This is a genomic window from Actinotalea solisilvae (assembly GCF_016464425.1).
Taxonomy (GTDB): Bacteria; Actinomycetota; Actinomycetes; order Actinomycetales; family Cellulomonadaceae; genus Actinotalea; species Actinotalea solisilvae.
In genome coordinates, this window is record NZ_JADDKQ010000011.1 from 1 (window position 1) to 19407 (window position 19407).

Here is a 19407-nt window from a genome sequence, read left to right on the forward strand (position 1 = left end):
GGGGTCGCTGGTTCCAACCAGCGACGTCGACGGGACACAGCGACCTCGGCGGGCGGGCCGGCGCGCTGCCGGGGCGTGCGGGTGGCGGGTGGGTGGGTGGGTCAGAGGCCTTGCCAGGACGGCTTGTGGGCGTAGGTCTGGCGGTAGTAGTCGGCGAGCTGGAGGCGGCTCGCCGCCGCCTCGTCGAGGAGCACCGTCACGTGGGGGTGCATCTGGAGGATGGTGCCCGGCCACAGCGCGCTGATCGGACCCTCGACCAGCTGGTGCACCGCCTCGGCCTTCGCCCGGCCCTGGGCGAGGAGCACGAGGTGCCTCGCCTCCATGATCGTGCCCAGGCCCTGCGTGAGGACGTGCCGGGGGACGGCCTCGACGTCGTCGGCGAAGAAGCGCGCGTTGTCGCGGCGCGTCTGCTCCGTGAGCGTCTTGACCCGCGTGCGGGACGCGAGCGACGACCCCGGCTCGTTGAACGCCACGTGGCCGTCGGTGCCGATGCCGAGGATCTGGAGGTCGACCCCGCCCGCCCCGCGGATCGCCTCCTCGTACTCCGCGCAGGCCGCGGGCAGGTCCGCGGCGTTGCCGTCCGGCGCGCGCACGGCGGCGGGGTCGAGGTCCACGCGCGAGACGAGCTCGCGGTCGATCACCGTGCGGTAGCGCTCGGGGTGGTCGTCGGGGAGCCCGACGTACTCGTCGAGGAGGAACGCGCGCGCACGGGCGAACGAGAGCCCCTCGGCGTGCCGCCGGACGAGGTCGTCGTACACGGCGAGCGGGCTCGACCCGGTCGCCAGCCCGAGGACCGCCTCCGGGTCGCGCCGGAGCAACGCCTCGACCGCATCCCCCGCCAGACGAGCCAGCTGCTCGACCGAGCTGTGGATCACGACCTCCATGGGGCAACCTCCGTGGGTCGGTGGGGCCGCTCGCGCACCGCGAGGGCGGCCCCGACCGGCGCGACGAGCGCACCGTGCGGGGCGAGGACCAGCCTGTCAGCCATCCGCAGGCGCCGCAGGAACCCCGAGGTCCCGGCCTGCCGCTCGAGCGCCTCGGTGACGAGCACGAGCAGGGGCGCGCCGACCTCGGCGACCCCGCCGCCCAGGACGACGTGCTCGACGTCGCACCCGAGCACCACGTGCCGGACGGCCGCGGCGACGGCGTCGCCGAACGCCTCGATCGTCCGCACGGCGGCCGGGTCCCCCTCCTGCGCCGCCCGGAACGCGCGCGCGGCCGGCGACGACGCGGCCCGCCCGTCCCCGTTCGACGTCGCCGCGCCGTCCCCGGCATCGCCGACGCCGAGCGCACGCGCGCGGCCGGCGAACGCGGCGCCGAGGGCGGACCCGGACGCGTAGAGCTCGAGGCACCCGCGCTGCCCGCACGCGCACACGGGTCCGTCGGGCACGTAGGGCAGGTGCCCCACCTCGCCCGCGGCACCGGCGTACCCGCGGCGCAGACGCCCGTCGAGCACGAGCCCCGCGGCCACGCCCGTCCCGAGCGCCAGGTAGGCGAGGTCGCCGCCGAGCCCGAGGAGCCGCGCCGCGCCGAGCGCGGCGACGTTGAGGTCGTTCTCGACCTGGACGGGACCCGCCCCGAGGCGCCGCTCGACCTCGGGACCCAGCACGACGTCGTCGTGCAGGCCCAGGTTGACCGCGTGCACCACGGAGCCCGTCGCGGGGTCGACGAGCCCGGGCACGCCCACGCCGACGCCCGCGAGCTCGCCCGGGACGACGCCCGCGTCGACGCACAGCCGCTCGACGGCCTCCACGACCGTGCCGACGACGCCCTCAGGGCCGCGCCGCGCGGGCAGGCGGACGCTGCCGACGACCGTGTCGCCGTCCAGCAGGACGCCGTGCACCTTGGTGCCACCCACGTCCACGCCCACCGCCAGACCGCCCGCGCCGTCGCCCCCCAGCCCGTCGCGTGCGGCGCTCACCCCTTCACCGCTCCCGAGACGAGCCCCGCCGTCATCCGGTGCTGGACCAGCAGGAAGAACACGATGACGGGGATCGCGATGAGCGTCGCGCCCGCCATGACGACGCCCCAGTCCGTCGCCCGGTTCGAGTCGACGAGGCCCTGGAGCCACAGCGGCAGGGTGCGCTGCGCGGGGTCGGTCATGACGACCAGCGCGAGGGTGTACTCGTTCCACGCCTGGAGGAAGCCGTAGACCCCGGACGCCACGAGACCGGGCGCGAGCAGCGGGAACGTGATCCGGAAGAACGCGCCCGTGCGCGAGAGGCCGTCGACGAGCCCGGCCTCCTCGAGCTCGATGGGCACCCCGGCGACGAAGCCGCGCAGCATCCAGATGGTGAACGGCAGGATCGCGGCGACGTAGACGATGGTCAGGCCGAGCACCTGGTTGACCAGCCGCCAGCCGTCGAGCATCTGGTACTGCGAGATGAACAGCCCCTCGGCGGGGATCATCTGCACGACCAGGATCGCGACGACGAACCCCTTGCGGCCGCGGAACCGGAAGCGCGAGACGGCGAGCGCCGCGACGAACGCGAAGAGGATGGCCGCCACCACGGTGAGCCCGGTGACCGCGAGCGAGACGCGGAAGGCCGCGAGGAACGACGGGTCCTCGAGGACGCGCCGCAGGTTGGAGAAGGTCCCGTCGACCGGGAAGAACGTCGGCTCGGGCGTACGGAGCCGGTTGGTCGGCAGGAACGAGCTGCTCACCATCCAGTAGATCGGGAACACCCACAGCAGGGCGACGACGACGGCGAGGGCGCCGAGCAGGCGGCGTCGGGCCGTGGCCCCGCGTCCCTGGTTCGCGCCGCGCGCGCGGCCGCGGCCCGGCGCCGCGACGGTGCCCGGCACGACGCCGACCGGGGCGGCCGCGGCGCTCACAGCTCCTCCTGCGCGAGCATGCGACGGATGTACGCGGCGGTGAGCACGAGCGTGAGGACGAGCATGATCGTGGCCATGGCTCCGGCCATCGAGAACTCCTTGGCGAGGGAGTAGATGTAGGTGCCGAGCAGGTGGGTCTCGCGCGTCGGCGCGCCGGCCCGCTGCAGCACGGAGATCTGGGTGAAGACGCGCAGGTCCCAGATGACCTGGAGGAGCCCGACGACGTAGAGGACGGGCTTGACCATCGGCATCGTGATGAGCCAGAAGCGCTGGCTCGCGCTCGCGCCGTCGAGCTGCGCGGCCTCCATCGTCTCCTCCGGCACCTGGAGCAGGCCGGCGTACACGGTGAAGACGACGAACGGCACGCTCATCCACACGACGATCACCGTGGCGACGAAGTAGAAGGAGAGCGGGTCGATGAGCCACGAGTGGTAGCGCATGCCCTCCATGCCGAACGGCTCGGCGAGCAGCCAGTTGACGACGCCGTACTGGGAGTCGAAGAGCCACTGCCACACGGTGAGCGTCGCGAGCACCGGCGTGCCCCACGCGAGCAGCATCGCCACCTGGAGCGTGATCCGCGCGACGCGCCCGACGCGGGCCATGAGCACCGCGAGCCCGATGCCGAGCGCCATCGTGAGGACGGCGTTGACGGCGCAGAAGGCGAGCGACCGCGCGATGACCTGCCAGACGTAGGGGTCGGACAGGAGCTCGGTGTAGTTGCGCAGCCCGACCCACTCGGCGGGCCGGCCGAACTGCTGTGCGAGCCCGTACTCCTGGAAGGAGATGACGAGCTGGCGCACCAGCGGGTAGCCGAGGCCGGCGACCATCGCGACGACGGCGGGGACGAGCAGGAGGTAGGCGGACAGTCCGCGTCGCAGCGGGCGGCGTCGGGCGGGCCGTGCCGTCCCGACGACGGCGGGACCGGCCGGGCCACCGGCCGCGGGCCGGCCGCCGGCTGCCGGCGTCACGGGCGCCGGCCCGGGCGCGAGCTCGGAGGTGGGCATGGTGCTCCTCGGGGACGGGAGGTGGGACGCCGCCGCGTGCTGCGCACGGCGTCCCACCCCCTCGCTGTGGTTCGGTCGGGCGGGCCGGTCAGTTCAGCGTGTCGGCGATGAGCTGGTCGGTCTCGGCCGCGGCCTCCTCGAGGTCGGCGCCGCTCGCGATCTTCTGGAAGAAGTCCTCGAGCAGGCGCTCGCCCTCGACGTCGGCCCACTTCTCGGCCGGCGGCGTGAGCTTGGCACCCAGGGCGGCGTCGAGGGCGGCCGTCGAGTAGACGTCGTCACCGAGCGCGGCCGCGTACTCGCTGTTCGCGGGGATGAGCCCGTTCTCGGCGAGCATCGTCTGGTACTCCTCGCTGAAGATGATCCGCATCAGCGACCTGGCGAGCTCCTGGTTCTCGGACATCGCGGGGATCGCGATGTTGGAGCCGCCGGCGAAGACCGTCGCGGGCGTGCCGGCCTCGAGGCCGGGGAGGGCGAAGATGCCGGTCTTCTCCTCGTTGCAGGCCTGCTGCTCGGCGCGCGCGGCGTCGGCCTCGGGCGAGGTGTCCTCGGGGTCGACGGCCTTGTTGCACTCGGGCAGGTCGATGCTCCAGCGCGCCCAGGTGGGCGCCGAGAACATCGCGGCCTCGCCGTTGTTGAACGGGATCCACGGCTCGTTGGAGTCGGCGTCCTTGGGCGCGCTCGTGGCCTCCGTGAAGAGGCGCTGCACCTCGGCGAGCCCCTCGAGCGACTCGGGGCTCGACAGGGCGCCGGCCCACTGGTCGCCGTCCTGCACCGCGAGGTCGCCGCCGTAGGTGTAGACCCACGCGGTGCCGTTGTACCAGTCCTGGCCCGGGAACCAGAAGCCCGAGAAGCTCGCGGCGCCGGTCGGGTTGGCCTGCTGGAGGGTGACGGCCGCGTCGGTGAACTCGGCGAGCGTCGTCGGCACCTCGACGCCGGCCGCGGCGAAGAGGTCCTTCCGGTAGAAGACCGCACGCGCGCCCGAGTAGTACGGCAGGGCGTAGACCGTGTCGTCGACCGACCCGGCCTCGACGAAGCCCTGCAGGAGGGTGTCGCCGCCGAGCTCGGCGTAGAGGTCGCTGATGTCGCTGAACGCGCCGGCGTGCGTGAACGTCGGCGCCTGGGTGTTGCCGATCTCGACGACGTCGGGGGTCTGCTCGGCGGAGGTCAGCGCCGTCTGGAGGCGCGGCACGAGGCCGTTCCAGTCCTGCTCCTCGATGACGAGCGTCGACCCGGGGTTCTCGGCCGCGAACGTGTCGATGAGGTACTCGCGCAGCGCCTCGGGGGTGTCGCCGCCGTTGACCCACATGCGGATCTCCGCGCCCTCGGTCGTCTCCTCGCCGCCCGGCTCCTCGTCGGGCTCGTCGGTGCCGCCGGTGCTGCAGGCGGTGAGCGCGAGCAGCGCCGCCACCGCGGTCGCGGTGAGTGCGGTGCCGCGCCGTGCAGGTGTCCGTACAGTTGTCACGTCAGGGGTTCCTTCCCGGTTGCCAGGCGACGTGTCGCCTCAGGGTTGCGTTCTCCGACTTGCAGGCTGGTCGGCTCGGGGTCGTCACGTGACCCCGAGCTGACCGGACAGCACGAGGACGGCCGCCCCCGCGAGGGCGCCCTCCTCGCCGAGCGAGGTCATCCGCAGCGAGAGGTCGTCGCTGATGACCGGCATGGTGCGCTCCCGGACGGCGGCCAGCGCGGCGTCGCGCAGCGGTCCGTCGAGGAGCTCCGCGGGGCCGCTGAGCACGACCTCGGAGAGGTTGAGGGCGCTGACGACGGGCGCCAGCACGATGCCGAGGCGCCGGCCGACCGCGGCGAGCGCGGCGTCGGCCCCGGCCCGGTCGAGGCCGGCGACCCGCCGCCGCAGCGCGGGGACCGAGAGCACCGTCTCGAGGCAGCCCGTCCGGCCGCACGCGCAGGGCAGCGCGCGCCCGAGCGGCGCGGTGCCGTGGTCGTCCCGCTCGTCGACGACCGTGACGTGCCCGATCTCGCCCGCCGCGTCGCGGTGGCCCTGGACGAGCGCGCCGTCGAGCACGATCCCGGCGCCGACGCCCTCGCCGACGGTGAGGACCATGAGGCCGCTCCCCTCGCCGCCGCCGAACGTCAGCTCGCCGAGCACCGCGGTGTTCGCGTCGTTCGCGACGTGCACCGGCACGCCGAGGGCTGCGCCGACGACGTCGGCCAGCGGCACGTCGTACCAGCCGCGGTTGGGCGCCTGCGCCACGCGGCCGCCGCCGTCGACCACGCCTGGCGAGCCGATGCCGACGCCGAGGACCGGCTCCGTCGCCGCCTCGACGAGGGACCGGCAGAACGCGACGAGCGCGTCGACGCCGGCCTGGCCCGTGCTGCCGTGCGGCGCCGAGCGCCGCTCGACGACCTGCCCCGCGAGGTCGAGCACCGCGCCGTGCATGCGCTCGTCGTCGGCGAGGTCGACGGCGACGATGCGGAACGCGTCGGTACGCAGGCCGACGAGGTTGGCGGGCTTGCCGACGCGGCCCTCGGTGCGCACGCCGAGCTCGGCGACGAGGCCGTCGGCCACGAGCGAGGACACGAGGTCCGAGACCGTGACGCGGGTGAGGCCGGTGGCGCGGGCGAGGTCGGCGCGGCTCACGGGGCCCTCGTGGAAGAGCTGCTGGAGGACCATCGACCGGTGGTGCGCACGGGCGTGCTCGGGGAGCACCTTCGCCCGGGGGCGCAGGGTGGTGCCCCAGCCCTGCCGCGTGGTCGCCGTCGTCACATTTGTTAGTAGACCTTCCTTACTAATCGCTGGTCAAGGGTCCGGACGGGTGCCGTAACCGAACCGTGATGGAGGGAGGGGGCTTCCGGCAGCCGGTCAGCCGAGGCGCGCGAGGACGTGCCGGACGCGCGCGTCGTACACGCGTCCTCCCGTGCGCACGCCGAGGAGGGCCGCGCCGACGCCGACGGCGGCGCCCGTGAGCAGCACCGCGACGGACAGACCCGGCTCCCACCAGAGCGCCAGGGCGTAGAGCACGAGCACGGGCGAGCACGCGACGAGCGTCGCGCCGGAGGTCGCGAGCTGCGCGACCATGCTCGCGCCCAGCGCGCCCACCTGCGCCGAGTAGGGGTTCTCCCCCGCCGCCGGCACCGGGTAGGGCAGCAGCGGGCTGAAGACCGCCGAGACGGCGAGCCCGACGCCGAGGACCCCGAGCGAGGCGCCGACGCTCGCCGGTGCGAGGTCGGGCCGGCCCCCGACCCACGCGGTCGCGACGCCGACGGCGACGGTCGCGGGCACCGCCCACACCGCGGTGGCGAGCAGGCGCCCCGCCCGGTCCGCCCGGCCCGGGACGGCCGCGACGACGTGCATCCACAGGGCCGAGCCGTCGAACGCGAGGTCGTTGTGCCGGCCCCACCCGATGGTCCCCGCCATGAGCGGGCCCATCGCGAGCGCGACGGCGGCGGGCGCGTCGACGACGGTGGCCAGCAGGAGCACGATCGCGACGGGCGCGACGACCGCACCCAGGAGCGCGCTGAGGTAGCGCGGGTCGCCGGCCCAGTAGCGCAGCGCGCGGCGGAGGACCGCGTGCGTCGCGCGGCGCTCGGCGGCGCGGGCGTCGTCCGCCCCGCGCTCGCGCGCGGGCAGCAGGGCGTCGCGCCGCCGGCGCACCTCTCCCCCGCGCGACGCCGGGCTGACGAGCGCGCGCCGCAGCAGCACGGCCCACGCGCCGACGGCCACCGCGAGCCACGCGAGCGCGAGCAGCGCACGCGCGACGCCGCCGACGACGTCGCCCTCGGCGACCGCCGCCGGCACGGCCCACGTCAGCCCGAGCGGCGTCCACCCCAGGACTCGGGCCACCGCGGGCACGCGCTCGAGCGCGCCCTCGAGGCCGAGCGACCCGAGGCCGAGCGCGGCCGGCACGAGGAGGCCGACGACGACGAGCCCCAGGACGGCCCCCGTCTCGCGCGAGCGCCGCGAGCCGAGCACCCGCGCGGCGATCCCGGTCGCGACGCGGGCGCCCACGACGCACGTCGCGAGCGCGACCGGTGCGACGGCCACCGCGGCGAGCGCCGCCGCGCCGCCGCTGCCCGACCAGGCGAGCGCGGGGGCGAGGCACACGAGACCGGTGAACGCCGTCGGCAGCCCGAGCAGCGACGCGACGAGGAGGCCCGGCAGGAGGCGCGGCACGGGCACGGCGAAGGTGCGGAAGCGCGTGACCTCGAGCGAGTCGTCGAGCCCGGGCACGAGCAGGGGCACGACGAGCCAGCCCACCACGAGGAGGGTGCCGCCGACGACCAGGAAGTCGTGGGTCACGGCGGCGGGCTGGCGCGACAGCCAGACCATGCCGCCGACGAGGCTCGGCAGGGACAGCAGGGCCCACAGCGCGCCGCACACGAGCAGGACGAGGCGCCAGACCTCACGCCGCAGGCTGTGCGCGAGCATGCGGGCCCTCAGGCGGACGACGGTCGCAACCACGTCAGCTCCGGCTCGGCGGGCCCACCGCCCAAGAGGTCGACGAACCGCGTCTCGAGGTCCTGCCCGGCGCGGACGACGTCGAGCGGTCCGGCGGCGAGGAGCCGGCCGCCCGCGACGACCGCGACGTGGTCGCACAGCCGCTCGACGAGCGCCATGACGTGGCTCGAGAGGACGACGGTGCCGCCGGCCGCGACGAACCTCTGCAGGATCACCCGGATGGCCGAGGCCGACACGGGGTCGACCGCCTCGAACGGCTCGTCGAGGACGAGCAGCCGCGGCGCGTGGACGAGCGCGCACGCGAGCGCGATCTTCTTCGTCATGCCGGCCGAGTAGTCCGCGACGAGGGTCGCCCCGGCCCCGTGGAGGTCGAGCGCGGTGAGCAGGTCGTCGCGGCGCGCGGCGACCACCGCGCGCGGCAGGCCGCGCAGCATGCCCGCGTAGCTGAGGAGCTCGGGACCCGTGAGGCGGTCGAACACGCGGACGCCGTCGGGCAGCACGCCGAGCAGGGGCGCCGCCTCCTGCGGGCGTTCCCACAGGTCCACGCCGTGCACGTGCACCCGGCCGGCGTCGGGCACGAGCAGGCCGGTGGCCATGCTCAGCGTGGTCGTCTTGCCCGCACCGTTGGGCCCGACGACGCCGTAGAACGAGCCCGCGGGGATGTCGAGGTCGATCCCCGCGACGGCGACCGTCCGGCCGAAGCGCTTGACGAGCCCGCTCACCGAGAGGGCGGGCGGAGCGGGCGGTGGCGGGGGCGGTGCGGGCGGTGGCGCGGGCGGGCCCGAGGGCTGCTGCTCGGGGTCCGTCGGCCTCACCGGGTCACCCTACGGGCGGGCCGCCGTCGCTGGTCCGGCGCCGTCGCAACGCCAGGGCGCCGACGAGAGCGGCGACCGACAGCGCGCCGACCCCGGCGAGGAGTGGTCCGACGGGCGTCACCGCGGACGTCCCGGGACGTTCGGCGAGCGCGGCCGCGCCGGGCGGCGCCGCGGTCGTCGTCGGCGTCGGCGTCCGGCGTGGTGCGGTCGAGGACGTCGCGGTGGGCGTGGGTGGTGGCGTGGGCGTCGCGGCGGGTGCCGGCTCCACCGGAGCGGGCGCGGGAGCCGGGGCCTGGGCGGGCGCGGGAGCCGGCGCGGGGTCCGGGGCCGGCGCAGGCGCGGGCGCAGGGGCGGGCGCGGGAGCCGGCGGGCTCCCGTAGGCGGCGAAGACCTCCGTCCCCCACGCCGTCCCGTCCACGACGACGACGGCGATCCCGACGTCGGTGAACGAGGCCCCGAGGATGTTCGCCCGGTGCCCCGCCGAGCCCATCCACATCGCGTGCAGCCCTGCGACGTCGGCGGGCTGGTTCATCGCGACGTTCTCGGCGGCAGCCGACCACCCGGCCGGGATCTGGCTCGAGTAGGCCGGGTTGTGCGCGAGCTCGCCCGACGCCGCGAGCTGCTGGCTCCACGACGCCGCGACCGCCGACGTCGCGGGGTCGAGGCGCAGCGAGCCCAGCCCGTGCGCGGCGCGCTCGGCGTTGATCAGGGCGACGAGGTCCTCCGCGGGCCCCGCGGAGGCCGGACCCGCGGCGAGGACGGGCGCGAGCGCGAGCAGGCACACGGCGACCAGCCGCCGGACCACCCTCGTCACCGTGCGACCGCCACCGGCGGACGTGCGGGCGGCCGGTCGATGACGCCGGGAGGCGGCGGCACGACGTCGATCGTGTCGAGGCGGACGGGCTCGGCGGACGCGAGCGCCCAGCGGATCGCCGACGTCGCGACCCGGCCGCCGGTGCGGCCGAGCAGCGCGTCGACGCGCGGGCGGTGGCGCAGACCGAGCTCCGAGCGCGACCACGCGGGCATGAGGGCGACCCCGCCGGCGGCGAGGAGGCCGTACACCGGCAGCACGGGGGCCGGCAGGGGCGGGGTGCGCAGCAGGAAGTCGGCGGCCTCCCGCGCGGCAGCGGACGAGCGCAGCTCGGGCCGGTAGCCGCCGAGCGCCCGGTGCAGCTCGGCGAGCGTCGTCGGCACGTCCTCGGCGCCCAGCGCCCGCCCGACGACGGCGGCCTGCGCCACGTACTCGTCGCACTCGGCGGAGGTGAGGGGCCGCGCGCCGAACCGCTGGTGCGCGAGCAGGAAGCTGTCCACCTCGGCGACGTGGACCCAGCGCAGGAGGTGCGGGTCGGACGCCTCGTACGGCTCGCCCTCCGGCGTCGTGCCGCTGATGCGCGCGTGCACGGCACGCACGACCGCGACGATCGTCGCCGCGTCGTCGGCGGGGCCGAACGTCGTCGTCGCGAGGAAGGTGGCCGTGCGCTGGAGCCGGCCCCACGGGTCGCCCCGGTAGCCCGAGTGCGCGGCGACGGCCGCCATCGCGCGCGGGTGCAGCGACTGCAGGAGGAGGGCGCGGATGCCGCCCACGAACATGGAGGCGTCGCCGTGCACGCGGCCGATCGGGCTGTCCGGGTGGAACCAGCGCGGGCCCGGGGTCGCGTGGATGGCGTGGCGCGCCGCGGCGGGGTCGGGTCCGGCGACGCGGCGCAGGACGGCGCCCGCCGCCTCCTGCTGCAGGTGGCGGACGCGGCTGCGCACGACCGCGAGGCCTGCGGGTGTCGTCGGGCTCATCGTGTCGATGGTCACACGGACACGGTGGCGTGACGAAACGATCACGACTCGCGCCGCAGCCGGGCGGGACGTGACGAATCGATCACGATCCGCGCGAACGGCCGCCAGGCCCCCGAGGGCGGGGCCTAGCCTGCCGTCATGCGCAGCCTGATGCGGTCGCTCGCCGTCGTCACCGTCCTGCTCGTCGCGGGCTGCTCCGCGGGGGGCGACGCGACGAGCGGCGGCGAGTCCGCCGACGCCCCGTCCGCCGTCGAGGAGCGCAGCGAGGGCGGCGCGGGCGACGACTCCGGGGGCACCGACTCCGCCGTCGCCGACGAGGACGCCGAGCAGCAGTTCATCACCACGGGCAGCGTCTCGATGGTGGTCGAGGACCCGTCGGCCTCCGCCGCCGAGGCGGCGCGCATCGTCGAGGGCGCGGGCGGGCACGTGCAGGAGCGCGTCGAGCAGGCCGGCGCCGACGACGAGTACGCGTCCGCCTACCTCGTGGTGCGCATCCCGGCGGACGAGGTGACGCCGACGCTCGAGGCGCTCGAGGAGCTCGGCGAGGTGCGGGACACCTCGCTGCAGTCCGAGGAGGTCACCGAGCAGGTGCGCGACCTCGACGCCCGCATCCGGGCGCTCGAGATCTCGATCGGCCGGCTCGAGGCCCTCCTCGAGCGCTCGGGCACGGTGACCGAGATCGTCGAGGCCGAGCGCGTGCTCACCGAGCGTCAGTCGGAGCTCGAGGTGCTGCTCTCGCAGCAGGCCGCCCTCGCCGACGACGTCGCGCTGTCGACCTTCCGCATCGACATGTACACGCCCGACGCCGAGCCCGAGGAGGAGCCGACCGGGTTCTGGGCCGGCCTGGTCGCCGGGTGGAATGCGCTCGTCGACACCCTCAACCGGCTCCTGCAGGTCATCGGCGCGCTCCTGCCGTGGCTGCTCTTCGCCGCGCTCGTCACCGCGATCGTCGTCGCGGTGCGGCGCGCCCTGAACCGGCGGAGGGCGACAACGGCGTCGCCGTCCGCCACCCCCTCGTCCGGCCCGGCCCCGTCCCCGGCCGCCGGCCCCCGCCCGACGGGCCCTCCGCCCACGGGTCCTCGTCCGGGCGCCGGGCCGACGACGTCGCTCCCCGCGCCCGGGCCCGCGACGTCGCTCCCCGCGCCGCACCCCGCCCCCGCGGCTCCGCCCCCGCCCCTCCTGGCCCCCTCCCCCGGGCCCGCGCCCGCCGCGCCGCCCGCGGGCGCATCCCCCGCGCCCGCGGGCCCGCCGCCCACCGTCGTCGCCGACGACGCGCCGACGGCGCCCGTCCCGACGACCCCTGCGGAGCCCGGCGGTCCGGCGCCCGCGCCGCGGCGGCCCGCGCGCAAGCGGGCGCCCCGCCCGAGCACGCCGTCGGACGAGCCGCCCGCGTGACGTCCGCGGGCTCCGCGTCCGGGGCGCGCGGAGCCCGACGACCCCGTCCCGGGCGTCGACGGGAGCAGCGCGGATCACCTGAACGGGTATCCACAGCGGGCTGATTTCGCCCCATTCGCTCCGCTATGGTCCCTGGCAGCGCGAGGCGGGTCGCGCGAGTCGGCGGAGCGGGGGGTGCGCGGTGGAGGGCGTCGCGCTGCTCGAGCAGGAGGTGCGCGAGCTCATCCGGCGGCGCGGCATCGACCCGCAGCGGGACCCGGCGTCGGTCCGCGAGCTCGTGCGGGACGCCGTCGCCGACTACGACGACCGCTCGGTCCGCGGGCACGTCCCGCCGCTGGCCGACGCGTCCGCCGCGACCAAGACGGTCGTCGACGCCGTCGCGGGCCTCGGCCCCCTCCAGCAGTACCTCGACGACGACGACGTCGAGGAGATCTGGATCAACGCGCCCGAGCAGGTCTTCGTCGCTCGCCGCGGCGAGCCCGAGCTCACCACCACGATCCTCACCGAGACCCAGGTCCGCGACCTCGTCGAGCAGATGCTCAAGGTCTCCGGGCGCCGGCTCGACCTGTCAAGCCCCTTCGTCGACGCGTCCCTGCCGGGCGGCGAGCGCCTCCACGTCGCCATCCCGGACGTCACGCGGTCCACGTGGGCCGTCAACATCCGCAAGTACGTCGTGCGCGCCACGCACCTCGACGACCTGGTCGCTCTCGGCTCGGTCACGGCACCGGCCGCACGCTTCCTCGGCGCCGCGGTGGCCGCCGGGCTCAACGTGCTCGTCTCCGGCGCCACGCAGGCGGGCAAGACCACCCTCCTCAACGCGCTCGCCGGCTCGATCCCGGCGCGCGAGCGCGTCATCACGTGCGAGGAGGTGTTCGAGCTGCGGCTGGGCCACCGCGACGTCGTCGCCCTCCAGTGCCGCCAGCCGAGCCTCGAGGGCACGGGCGAGATCACCCTGCGCCGGCTCGTCAAGGAGGCGCTGCGCATGCGCCCGAGCCGCATCGTCGTGGGCGAGGTGCGGGAGGCCGAGAGCCTCGACATGCTCATCGCGCTCAACGCGGGCGTGCCGGGCATGTGCACCGTCCACGCCAACAGCGCGCGCGAGGCGCTGACCAAGATCTGCACCCTGCCCCTGCTCGCGGGCGAGAACGTCTCCGCCGCGTTCGTCGTGCCGACCGTCGCGTCGGCCGTCGACCTCGTCGTCCACCTCGACCGCGACGCCCGCGGGCGGCGTCGCGTGCGCGAGGTGATGGCCGTGCCCGGCCGTGTCGAGAACGGCGTGGTGGAGACGACCGACATCTTCCACACGCGCCAGGACGTGCTGGTGCGCGCCGACGGCTTCCCGCCCCACGCCGAGCGCTTCGCCCGGACGGGCGTGGACGTCGTGCGTCTCCTGCGCGACGGGGCGGTCTGACGTGGGCTCCGTCGCGGGTCTCCTCCTCGGGGCGGGCCTGTGCCTCCTGCTCTGGGCGTCGACGTCGCCCGTGCCCCGGCGCGCGGGGGGCGGCCGCTGGTCCGCCGACCTCGCGGACCTGCTCGTCCAGGCCGGGGTGACCGGGGTGTCGCCCGCGGGGCTCGTCGGTGCGTGCGCGACCGCGGGGCTGGCCACGGCCGCCCTGGGGACCGCGCTCACGCAGTCGCCGCCCGTCGCGCTGTGCTTCGCGGTGATGGCCGCGGTCGCGCCCCTCGCGCTGGTCCGCGGCCGCGCGCGCCGGCGACGGGCGGCCCTGCGCGCCGTGTGGCCCGAGGTGGTCGACCACCTCGCCTCGGGCATCCGCGCCGGGCTGTCCCTGCCCGAGGCGCTCGCGCAGCTCGGCGACCGCGGGCCCGCCGAGCTGCGCCCGGCGTTCCAGGCCTTCGCGGCGGACCACCGCGCGACCGGCCGGTTCGGCGACGCGCTCGACGCGCTCAAGGCGCGCCTCGCGGACCCGGTGGCCGACCGGATCGTCGAGGCGCTCCGCCTCACGCGCGAGGTCGGCGGGACCGACCTCGGCCGCCTGCTGCGCACGCTCTCGGGCTTCCTGCGCGAGGAGGCCCGCACGCGCGGAGAGCTCGAGGCGCGCCAGAGCTGGACGGTCAACGCCGCGCGCCTCGCGGTCGCGGCGCCCTGGCTGGTGCTCGCGCTCCTCTCGACGCGCCCCGAGACGGCGGCCGTCTACGACTCGCCGGCGGGCGCCGCCGTCCTCGCCCTCGGCGGTGGCTGCACGGTCGTGGCGTACCGCCTCATGGTGCGGATCGGGCGGCTGCCCGAGGACGTCCGGGTGCTGCGGTGACCGCGGGCGCACCGGCCGGCGCGCTCGCCGGGCTCCTCCTCGGCGTGGGGACGTGGCTCGTCGTCGCGGCGCTGCGCGCACGGCGCCGTCCGCGGCTCGAGGCGCGGCTCGCGCCGTACCTCCGCCTGCCCGCGGGGACGTCCGGCCTCCTCGACGCCCCTCCCGCACGGTCTCCCTTCCCCGTGCTCGAGCGCCTCCTCGCCCCGGTGATGCAGGACGCGGTGCGGCTCGTCGAACGGCTGGGCTCGTCCCCGGCGGAGGTCGAGGCGCGCCTCGTCCGGGCCGGCCGCCCGTCGTCGGTCGAGCAGTTCCGCGCCGAGCAGGTGGTCGCCGCCGTGGTCGGCACGGCCGCCGGGCTCCTCCTCGCTCTCGCGCTCGTGGCCGGCCGCGGCCTCCACCCCGCGGCGGGGGTCGTGCTCGTGCTCACCGGGGCCGTGACGGGCCTCGCGGCCCGCGACCAGGCCCTGGCCCACCAGGTGCGGCGGCGCGAGGAGCAGATGCTCGCGGAGCTCCCCGCCGTCGCCGAGCTGCTCGCGCTCGCGGTCGGTGCGGGCGACGGCGCCCTGGGTGCCCTCGAGCGCGTCGCGCGGGCGACGCACGGCGAGCTCGCGGGCGAGCTGCAGGCCGCGCTCGCCGAGACCCGGGCCGGCACGCCGCTGAGCGTCGCCCTCGAGCGCATGGCGGACCGCACCGGCCTGGTGAGCCTCGCGCGCTTCGCCGACGCCGTGGCCGTCGCGGTCGACCGCGGCACACCGCTCGCGGAGGTGCTGCGCGCGCAGGCGCAGGACGTCCGCGAGGCCGGCCGCCGGTCGCTCATGGAGACGGGCGGCCGCAAGGAGGTCGCGATGATGGTCCCGGTCGTCTTCCTCATCCTCCCGGTCACGGTCGTCTTCGCCGTCTTCCCCGGGCTCAGCGCGTTGCGGCTCGACCTGTGACGCCCACCCGGGGCCCCGGCCCCGCACCCGTCGCGGAGCCGGCGGCCCGGCCGCGTCCCCGCACCGCACCACCCGACAGCACCGTCCAGGAGGTCCTCGTGCACCACTCCCCCGAGCCCGTCGGCGCGGACGCCGCGCCCACGGGCGACCCCGTCGTCGAGGACGCGGCCGCCCTCGCGGCCCGGGCCGAACCCGACGACCCGCAGGTCGGGGGGCTCGCGCTGCGCCTGCGCCCGCCGGGCGGCTGGTCCGACGACCGGGGCGACGTGCCCGGCTGGGTGCTCGTCACGCTCATGACCGCCGGCCTCGTCATCGCCCTCTGGGCGGTCGCCGGTCCGGCCCTCGCGGGCGTCTTCGAGTCCGCGATCGAGCGTGTCACGTCGTTCGGCGGCTGACGCCGGCTCCGCGATCGTCGACTTCGTCCTGGTCGGCGCACTGACCACGGTGCTGTTCGCGGGCGTGCTCCAGCTCACCCTCGCCCTCCACGTGCGGGCGACGCTGGTGGACTGCGCGGCCGAGGGCGCCCGGTACGGCGCCCTCGCCGACCGCACGCCGGCCGACGGCGCGGCGCGCACGCGCGAGCTCATCGCCGTGTCCCTCTCGCCGCGGTTCGCCGACGACGTCGTCGCCGAGGCCGTCACGCTCGACGGGCTCCCGGTCGTCCGCGTCCAGGTGACCGCCGCGCTGCCGGTGCTCGGCCCGCTCGGGCCCGCCGGCTCGCTCGTCGTCGACGGGCACGCCCTCGAGGAGCCCGCGTGAGCCGCGCCGTCCGGCGGCTGGCCGGCCGGCTGCGCGACCGTGCGCGCAGCGCGGCGTGCGCCGACGACGGCAGCGCGGTCGTCGAGTTCCTCGGCGTCGCGCTGCTCCTGCTCGTCCCGACCGTCTACCTCGTGCTGGTCCTGGGGCGCCTGCAGTCGGCGGCCTTCGCCGTCGACGGCGCGGCCCGCGAGGCCGTCCGCGGCTTCGTGACGGCGCAGGACGCCACCGACGGGGCGCGACGCGCGACGGCGGCGGTCGCGCTCGCCCTCGCCGACCAGGGGCTCGACCCCGGGGCGGCGCAGGACGGGCTCAGCCTCGTGTGCGACGGCGAGTGCCTCGCCCCGGGCGCCGTCGTGACCGCGCACGTCGCGGTCGACGTCGGCCTGCCCGGCGTCCCCGGGTGGCTCCAGGGCGTCGTGCCCCTCGTCGTGCCCGTGACGGCGACGGCCACGGGCGCCGTCGACGAGCACCGGGCCGTCGGGTGAGGCGCCGTCCGCGCCGCGGCGACGACGGCGGCCAGGTGATGCTCCTCTCGATCGCCTTCGGCGTCCTCGCGCTGCTGCTCGTGACCGCCGTCGTCTCGGCCACGGGCGTCCACCTCGAGCGCAAGCGCCTGCTCGCGCTCGCCGACCTGGCCGCGCTCGACGCGGCCGACGCCCTCGACGAGGACGCGTACTACACGCGCGGCGAGGGCGACGCCGTCCTCGTCCTGACGTCGAGCCGCGTGCGCGCGGCCGTCGAGGCGCACCTCGAGGCGTCGCCCGCGGCGGACCGGCTCGACGGGCTCACGGTGCTGAACGCCGGCACCCCCGACGGCCGCACCGCCGAGGTCACCCTCGGCGCCGTCTCGCGACCGGCCCTGCTCAGCTGGGTGACCGCGGGGTGGTCCGACGGCATCGCGCTCACCGTCACGACGAGCGCGCGGGCCGGCTGAGCCTTGCCCGCACGCAGCGGCGGCCGGCCCCCCGCAGGGACCGGCCGCCGCCGTGCGCGCGCACGCGCCACCGTCAGGCCTTGACGGCGCCCTCCATGATGCCGCGCACGATCTGCTTGCCCGCCACGAACAGCAGCAGGATGAGCGGCACCGTGGCCAGGAACGAGCCGGCCAGCACGATCCGGTACTTGACGTAGTTGCCCGACGCGAGGTCGCTGAGCGCGACGCCGATCGTCTTGTTCGGGCTTCCGGAGCCGAGCGCGATGAGCGCCCACTGGAACTCGTTCCAGGTGCCGACCGCGGTGAGGAGGCCGAGCACGCCGAGCGCCGGCCGGATGATCGGGATGACGATGTTCCAGTAGACGCGGAACGTCGACGCCCCGTCCATGCGCGCCGACTCGATGAGCTCGTCGGGCACGGAGTCCTCGATGAACTGGCGCATGTAGAACACGCCGAACGCGCTCACGAGACCCGGGACGATGACGGAGACCAGCTGCCCCTGCCACCCGAGCTTCGCGATGATGATGTAGAGCGCGACGATGCCGAGCTGGTTGGGGATCGTCAGCGTGAGGATGACGACGACCATGAGCGCGTCGCGGCCCTTGAAGCGCAGCTTGGCGAACGCGAAGCCGGCGAGCGAGCAGAAGAAGAGCATCGCGGCCGTGACGATCGCCGTGACGAGCACGCTGTTGACGAACGAGTCGGCGAACCGCGCGTTCTCGTACGACCGGCCCTGCTCGGCGACGTTCCCGAGCACGACGCCGACGTTGTGCATGAAGTTGCCGCCCGGGATGAGCCCCTCGTAGGCGGGCCGCGACAGGTCCGCGTCCGTGCCGGTGGCGACGACGAACATCCAGTAGATCGGGAACGCCGACGCGAGGATCGCGACGACGAGGAACACGTAGTTCCACGCGCTCGCGGCCGTGTCCTGCGGCGAGCGGCCGAGGAGGGCGGCCTTCCGGCGCGGCGTGCCCGCGGTCGTCGTCGGGCCGACTGCCCCGACCGTGCGGACGCCGAGGGTGGACGGTCCGGTGCTGGTCATCGCTTGCCACCTCCCAGGCGGTTCGTCAGGAAGGCGTTGAAGCCGGCGATGACGACGATGATGAGGAACAGGCCCCAGGACATCGCCGCGGCGTAGCCGAGGTTCAGCTGCTTCCAGCCGGTGTAGTAGATGAGCTGGGCGACGGTCTGCCACTGGCCGCTCGTGCCGCCGGTGCCGGCCTGGGCGTTCTGCTCGAAGAGCATGGGCTCGGCGAAGAGCTGGAGCCCGCCGATCGTCGACAGCACGACCGTGAAGAGCACCATCGGGCGGATCATCGGGACCGTGATGCGCCACAGCTGCTTCCAGGCGCTGGCGCCGTCGAGCGCGGCCGCCTCGTAGACGTCCTTGGGGATCGACTGCATCGCCGACAGGTAGAGCAGCGCGTTGTAGCCGACCCACTTCCAGTTGACCATGATCGCGATCGCGGTCCAGGACGTGAGCTTGGTGGAGCGCCAGTCGACGCCCTCGATGACCTGACCGCCGCCGAGCTCGCTCTGGACGCCGATGAGACCCAGGAACCAGTTCGCGAGGCCGTTGTCCTTGGCGAAGATCGAGGCGAACACGAGCGTCGAGGCGACGATCGGCGTCACGTACGGCAGGAGGATGCCGACACGGAAGACGGTCTGCGCACGCAGCTTGCGGTTGAGCAGCGCGGCGATGACGAGCGCGAGGAACAGCTGCGGGACCGTCGACAGGACGAAGATGCCGAACGTGTTGCCCAGCGCGTTCCAGAACTTCTCGTCACCCAGGAGGCGCTCGAAGTTCGCGAAGCCCGCCCAGCCGTCGTTGGCCGGGTCGATGAGGCTCCAGTTCCGGAAGGCGACCACGCCGTTGTAGAGCAGCGGGAAGAGGCCGAAGACGGCGAAGAGGATGAAGAAGGGCGAGATGAGCACGTAGGGCACGACCTTGTGGTCGAACCGGCCCCAGAACCGGTGCCACCCGCTGATCTCGCGGTGCGGCGGGGTGGGCCTGCTGCTGCTGCTCTCGCTCCCGGTGCGCGGGGCGACGGCCGTCGCCCTCACGCCACTGGTGGCGGACATGGAACCTCCTGGACGGACCGGTCGTGGCACCGGCTGCTGCGGGTCAGGTGTCAGGGCAGGGGCGGCCCGCGGTGGGCCGCCCGGCGCCGGGGGGGGGGGGGGGGGGGAACCCCCCCCCCCCCCCCCGCCCGGGGGGGGGGGGGCCGGGCGCGCGGGGCGGGGCCGGCCCGGGGGGG

The 19407-nt window shown here is 75.8% G+C and carries 20 protein-coding genes; 8 read left to right on the plus strand and 12 right to left on the minus strand.

Features of this window, described 5'->3' with window-relative positions; translation table 11 throughout:
- Positions 1 to 101 precede the first annotated feature (101 nt).
- The 10 genes from nagB to JIG38_RS11690 form a co-directional block, all read right to left on the minus strand.
- Positions 102 to 884 carry a glucosamine-6-phosphate deaminase gene (gene nagB, locus JIG38_RS11645; RefSeq protein ID WP_199423992.1) on the minus strand — a complete coding sequence of 261 codons (783 nt, stop codon included), beginning with the start codon at positions 882 to 884 and terminating at the stop codon, positions 102 to 104.
- Positions 872 to 1921 (minus strand): ROK family protein, encoded by a 1050-nt coding sequence (locus JIG38_RS11650; protein WP_307844841.1) that lies wholly within the window; start codon positions 1919 to 1921, stop codon positions 872 to 874. The genes nagB and JIG38_RS11650 overlap by 13 nt, the downstream gene beginning before the upstream one ends.
- Positions 1918 to 2835, minus strand: coding sequence for a carbohydrate ABC transporter permease (locus JIG38_RS11655; protein ID WP_199423993.1), 918 nt, complete (start codon positions 2833 to 2835; stop codon positions 1918 to 1920). Before JIG38_RS11655 ends, JIG38_RS11650 begins: the two co-directional genes overlap by 4 nt.
- Positions 2832 to 3839: a carbohydrate ABC transporter permease gene (locus JIG38_RS11660; RefSeq protein WP_199423994.1), complete on the minus strand. Its 1008-nt coding sequence runs from the start codon at positions 3837 to 3839 to the stop codon at positions 2832 to 2834. Before JIG38_RS11660 ends, JIG38_RS11655 begins: the two co-directional genes overlap by 4 nt.
- Before the next feature lie 88 nt (positions 3840 to 3927).
- A complete protein-coding gene (locus tag JIG38_RS11665) occupies positions 3928 to 5301 on the minus strand; it encodes an extracellular solute-binding protein (RefSeq protein ID WP_307844842.1) in 1374 nt (457 codons plus the stop codon).
- Between the two features lie 84 nt (positions 5302 to 5385).
- The gene (locus JIG38_RS11670) at positions 5386 to 6561 is read right to left on the minus strand and encodes an ROK family transcriptional regulator (RefSeq protein ID WP_307844843.1); all 1176 of its coding nucleotides are present in this window, start codon (positions 6559 to 6561) and stop codon (positions 5386 to 5388) included.
- Between the two features lie 96 nt (positions 6562 to 6657).
- Positions 6658 to 8223: a hypothetical protein gene (locus JIG38_RS11675; protein ID WP_199423995.1), complete on the minus strand. Its 1566-nt coding sequence runs from the start codon at positions 8221 to 8223 to the stop codon at positions 6658 to 6660.
- An 8-nt stretch (positions 8224 to 8231) separates the two neighbouring features.
- Complete coding sequence (locus JIG38_RS11680) at positions 8232 to 9068, minus strand: ABC transporter ATP-binding protein (protein WP_199423996.1); 837 nt, start codon at positions 9066 to 9068, stop codon at positions 8232 to 8234.
- Positions 9069 to 9072: 4 nt separating this feature from the next.
- Positions 9073 to 9873 (minus strand): CAP domain-containing protein, encoded by an 801-nt coding sequence (locus JIG38_RS20245; protein WP_307844845.1) that lies wholly within the window; start codon positions 9871 to 9873, stop codon positions 9073 to 9075.
- Positions 9874 to 9878: 5 nt separating this feature from the next.
- The gene (locus JIG38_RS11690) at positions 9879 to 10871 is read right to left on the minus strand and encodes an oxygenase MpaB family protein (RefSeq protein ID WP_307844846.1); all 993 of its coding nucleotides are present in this window, start codon (positions 10869 to 10871) and stop codon (positions 9879 to 9881) included.
- Positions 10872 to 10994: 123 nt separating this feature from the next.
- Here JIG38_RS11690 and JIG38_RS11695 point away from each other — a divergent pair, with 123 nt between their 5' ends.
- The 8 genes from JIG38_RS11695 (at position 10995) to JIG38_RS11730 (ending at position 17149) form a co-directional block, all read left to right on the plus strand.
- The gene (locus JIG38_RS11695; RefSeq protein WP_199423997.1) at positions 10995 to 12251 is read left to right on the plus strand and encodes a DUF4349 domain-containing protein; all 1257 of its coding nucleotides are present in this window, start codon (positions 10995 to 10997) and stop codon (positions 12249 to 12251) included.
- A gap of 181 nt (positions 12252 to 12432) precedes the next feature.
- Entirely contained in the window at positions 12433 to 13662 is a 1230-nt protein-coding gene (locus JIG38_RS11700) for a TadA family conjugal transfer-associated ATPase (protein ID WP_199423998.1), read from the plus strand.
- 1 nt (position 13663) lies between these two features.
- Entirely contained in the window at positions 13664 to 14521 is an 858-nt protein-coding gene (locus JIG38_RS11705) for a type II secretion system F family protein (protein ID WP_199423999.1), read from the plus strand.
- Positions 14518 to 15456, plus strand: coding sequence for a type II secretion system F family protein (locus JIG38_RS11710; RefSeq protein ID WP_199424000.1), 939 nt, complete (start codon positions 14518 to 14520; stop codon positions 15454 to 15456). The genes JIG38_RS11705 and JIG38_RS11710 overlap by 4 nt, the downstream gene beginning before the upstream one ends.
- Before the next feature lie 98 nt (positions 15457 to 15554).
- On the plus strand, positions 15555 to 15851 hold the full coding sequence (locus tag JIG38_RS11715; protein WP_199424010.1) for a hypothetical protein: 297 nt from the start codon (positions 15555 to 15557) through the stop codon (positions 15849 to 15851).
- Positions 15829 to 16215 (plus strand): TadE family protein, encoded by a 387-nt coding sequence (locus JIG38_RS11720; protein ID WP_199424001.1) that lies wholly within the window; start codon positions 15829 to 15831, stop codon positions 16213 to 16215. Before JIG38_RS11715 ends, JIG38_RS11720 begins: the two co-directional genes overlap by 23 nt.
- Positions 16212 to 16700 carry a pilus assembly protein gene (locus tag JIG38_RS11725; protein WP_307844848.1) on the plus strand — a complete coding sequence of 163 codons (489 nt, stop codon included), beginning with the start codon at positions 16212 to 16214 and terminating at the stop codon, positions 16698 to 16700. Before JIG38_RS11720 ends, JIG38_RS11725 begins: the two co-directional genes overlap by 4 nt.
- Positions 16697 to 17149: a pilus assembly protein TadG-related protein gene (locus JIG38_RS11730; protein WP_307844849.1), complete on the plus strand. Its 453-nt coding sequence runs from the start codon at positions 16697 to 16699 to the stop codon at positions 17147 to 17149. Before JIG38_RS11725 ends, JIG38_RS11730 begins: the two co-directional genes overlap by 4 nt.
- A gap of 73 nt (positions 17150 to 17222) precedes the next feature.
- Here the strand turns inward: JIG38_RS11730 and JIG38_RS11735 are convergent, their stop codons facing one another.
- On the minus strand, positions 17223 to 18191 hold the full coding sequence (locus tag JIG38_RS11735; protein ID WP_199424002.1) for a carbohydrate ABC transporter permease: 969 nt from the start codon (positions 18189 to 18191) through the stop codon (positions 17223 to 17225).
- Complete coding sequence (locus tag JIG38_RS11740; RefSeq protein WP_199424003.1) at positions 18188 to 19231, minus strand: carbohydrate ABC transporter permease; 1044 nt, start codon at positions 19229 to 19231, stop codon at positions 18188 to 18190. The genes JIG38_RS11735 and JIG38_RS11740 overlap by 4 nt, the downstream gene beginning before the upstream one ends.
- Between the last annotated feature and the right edge of the window lie 176 nt (positions 19232 to 19407).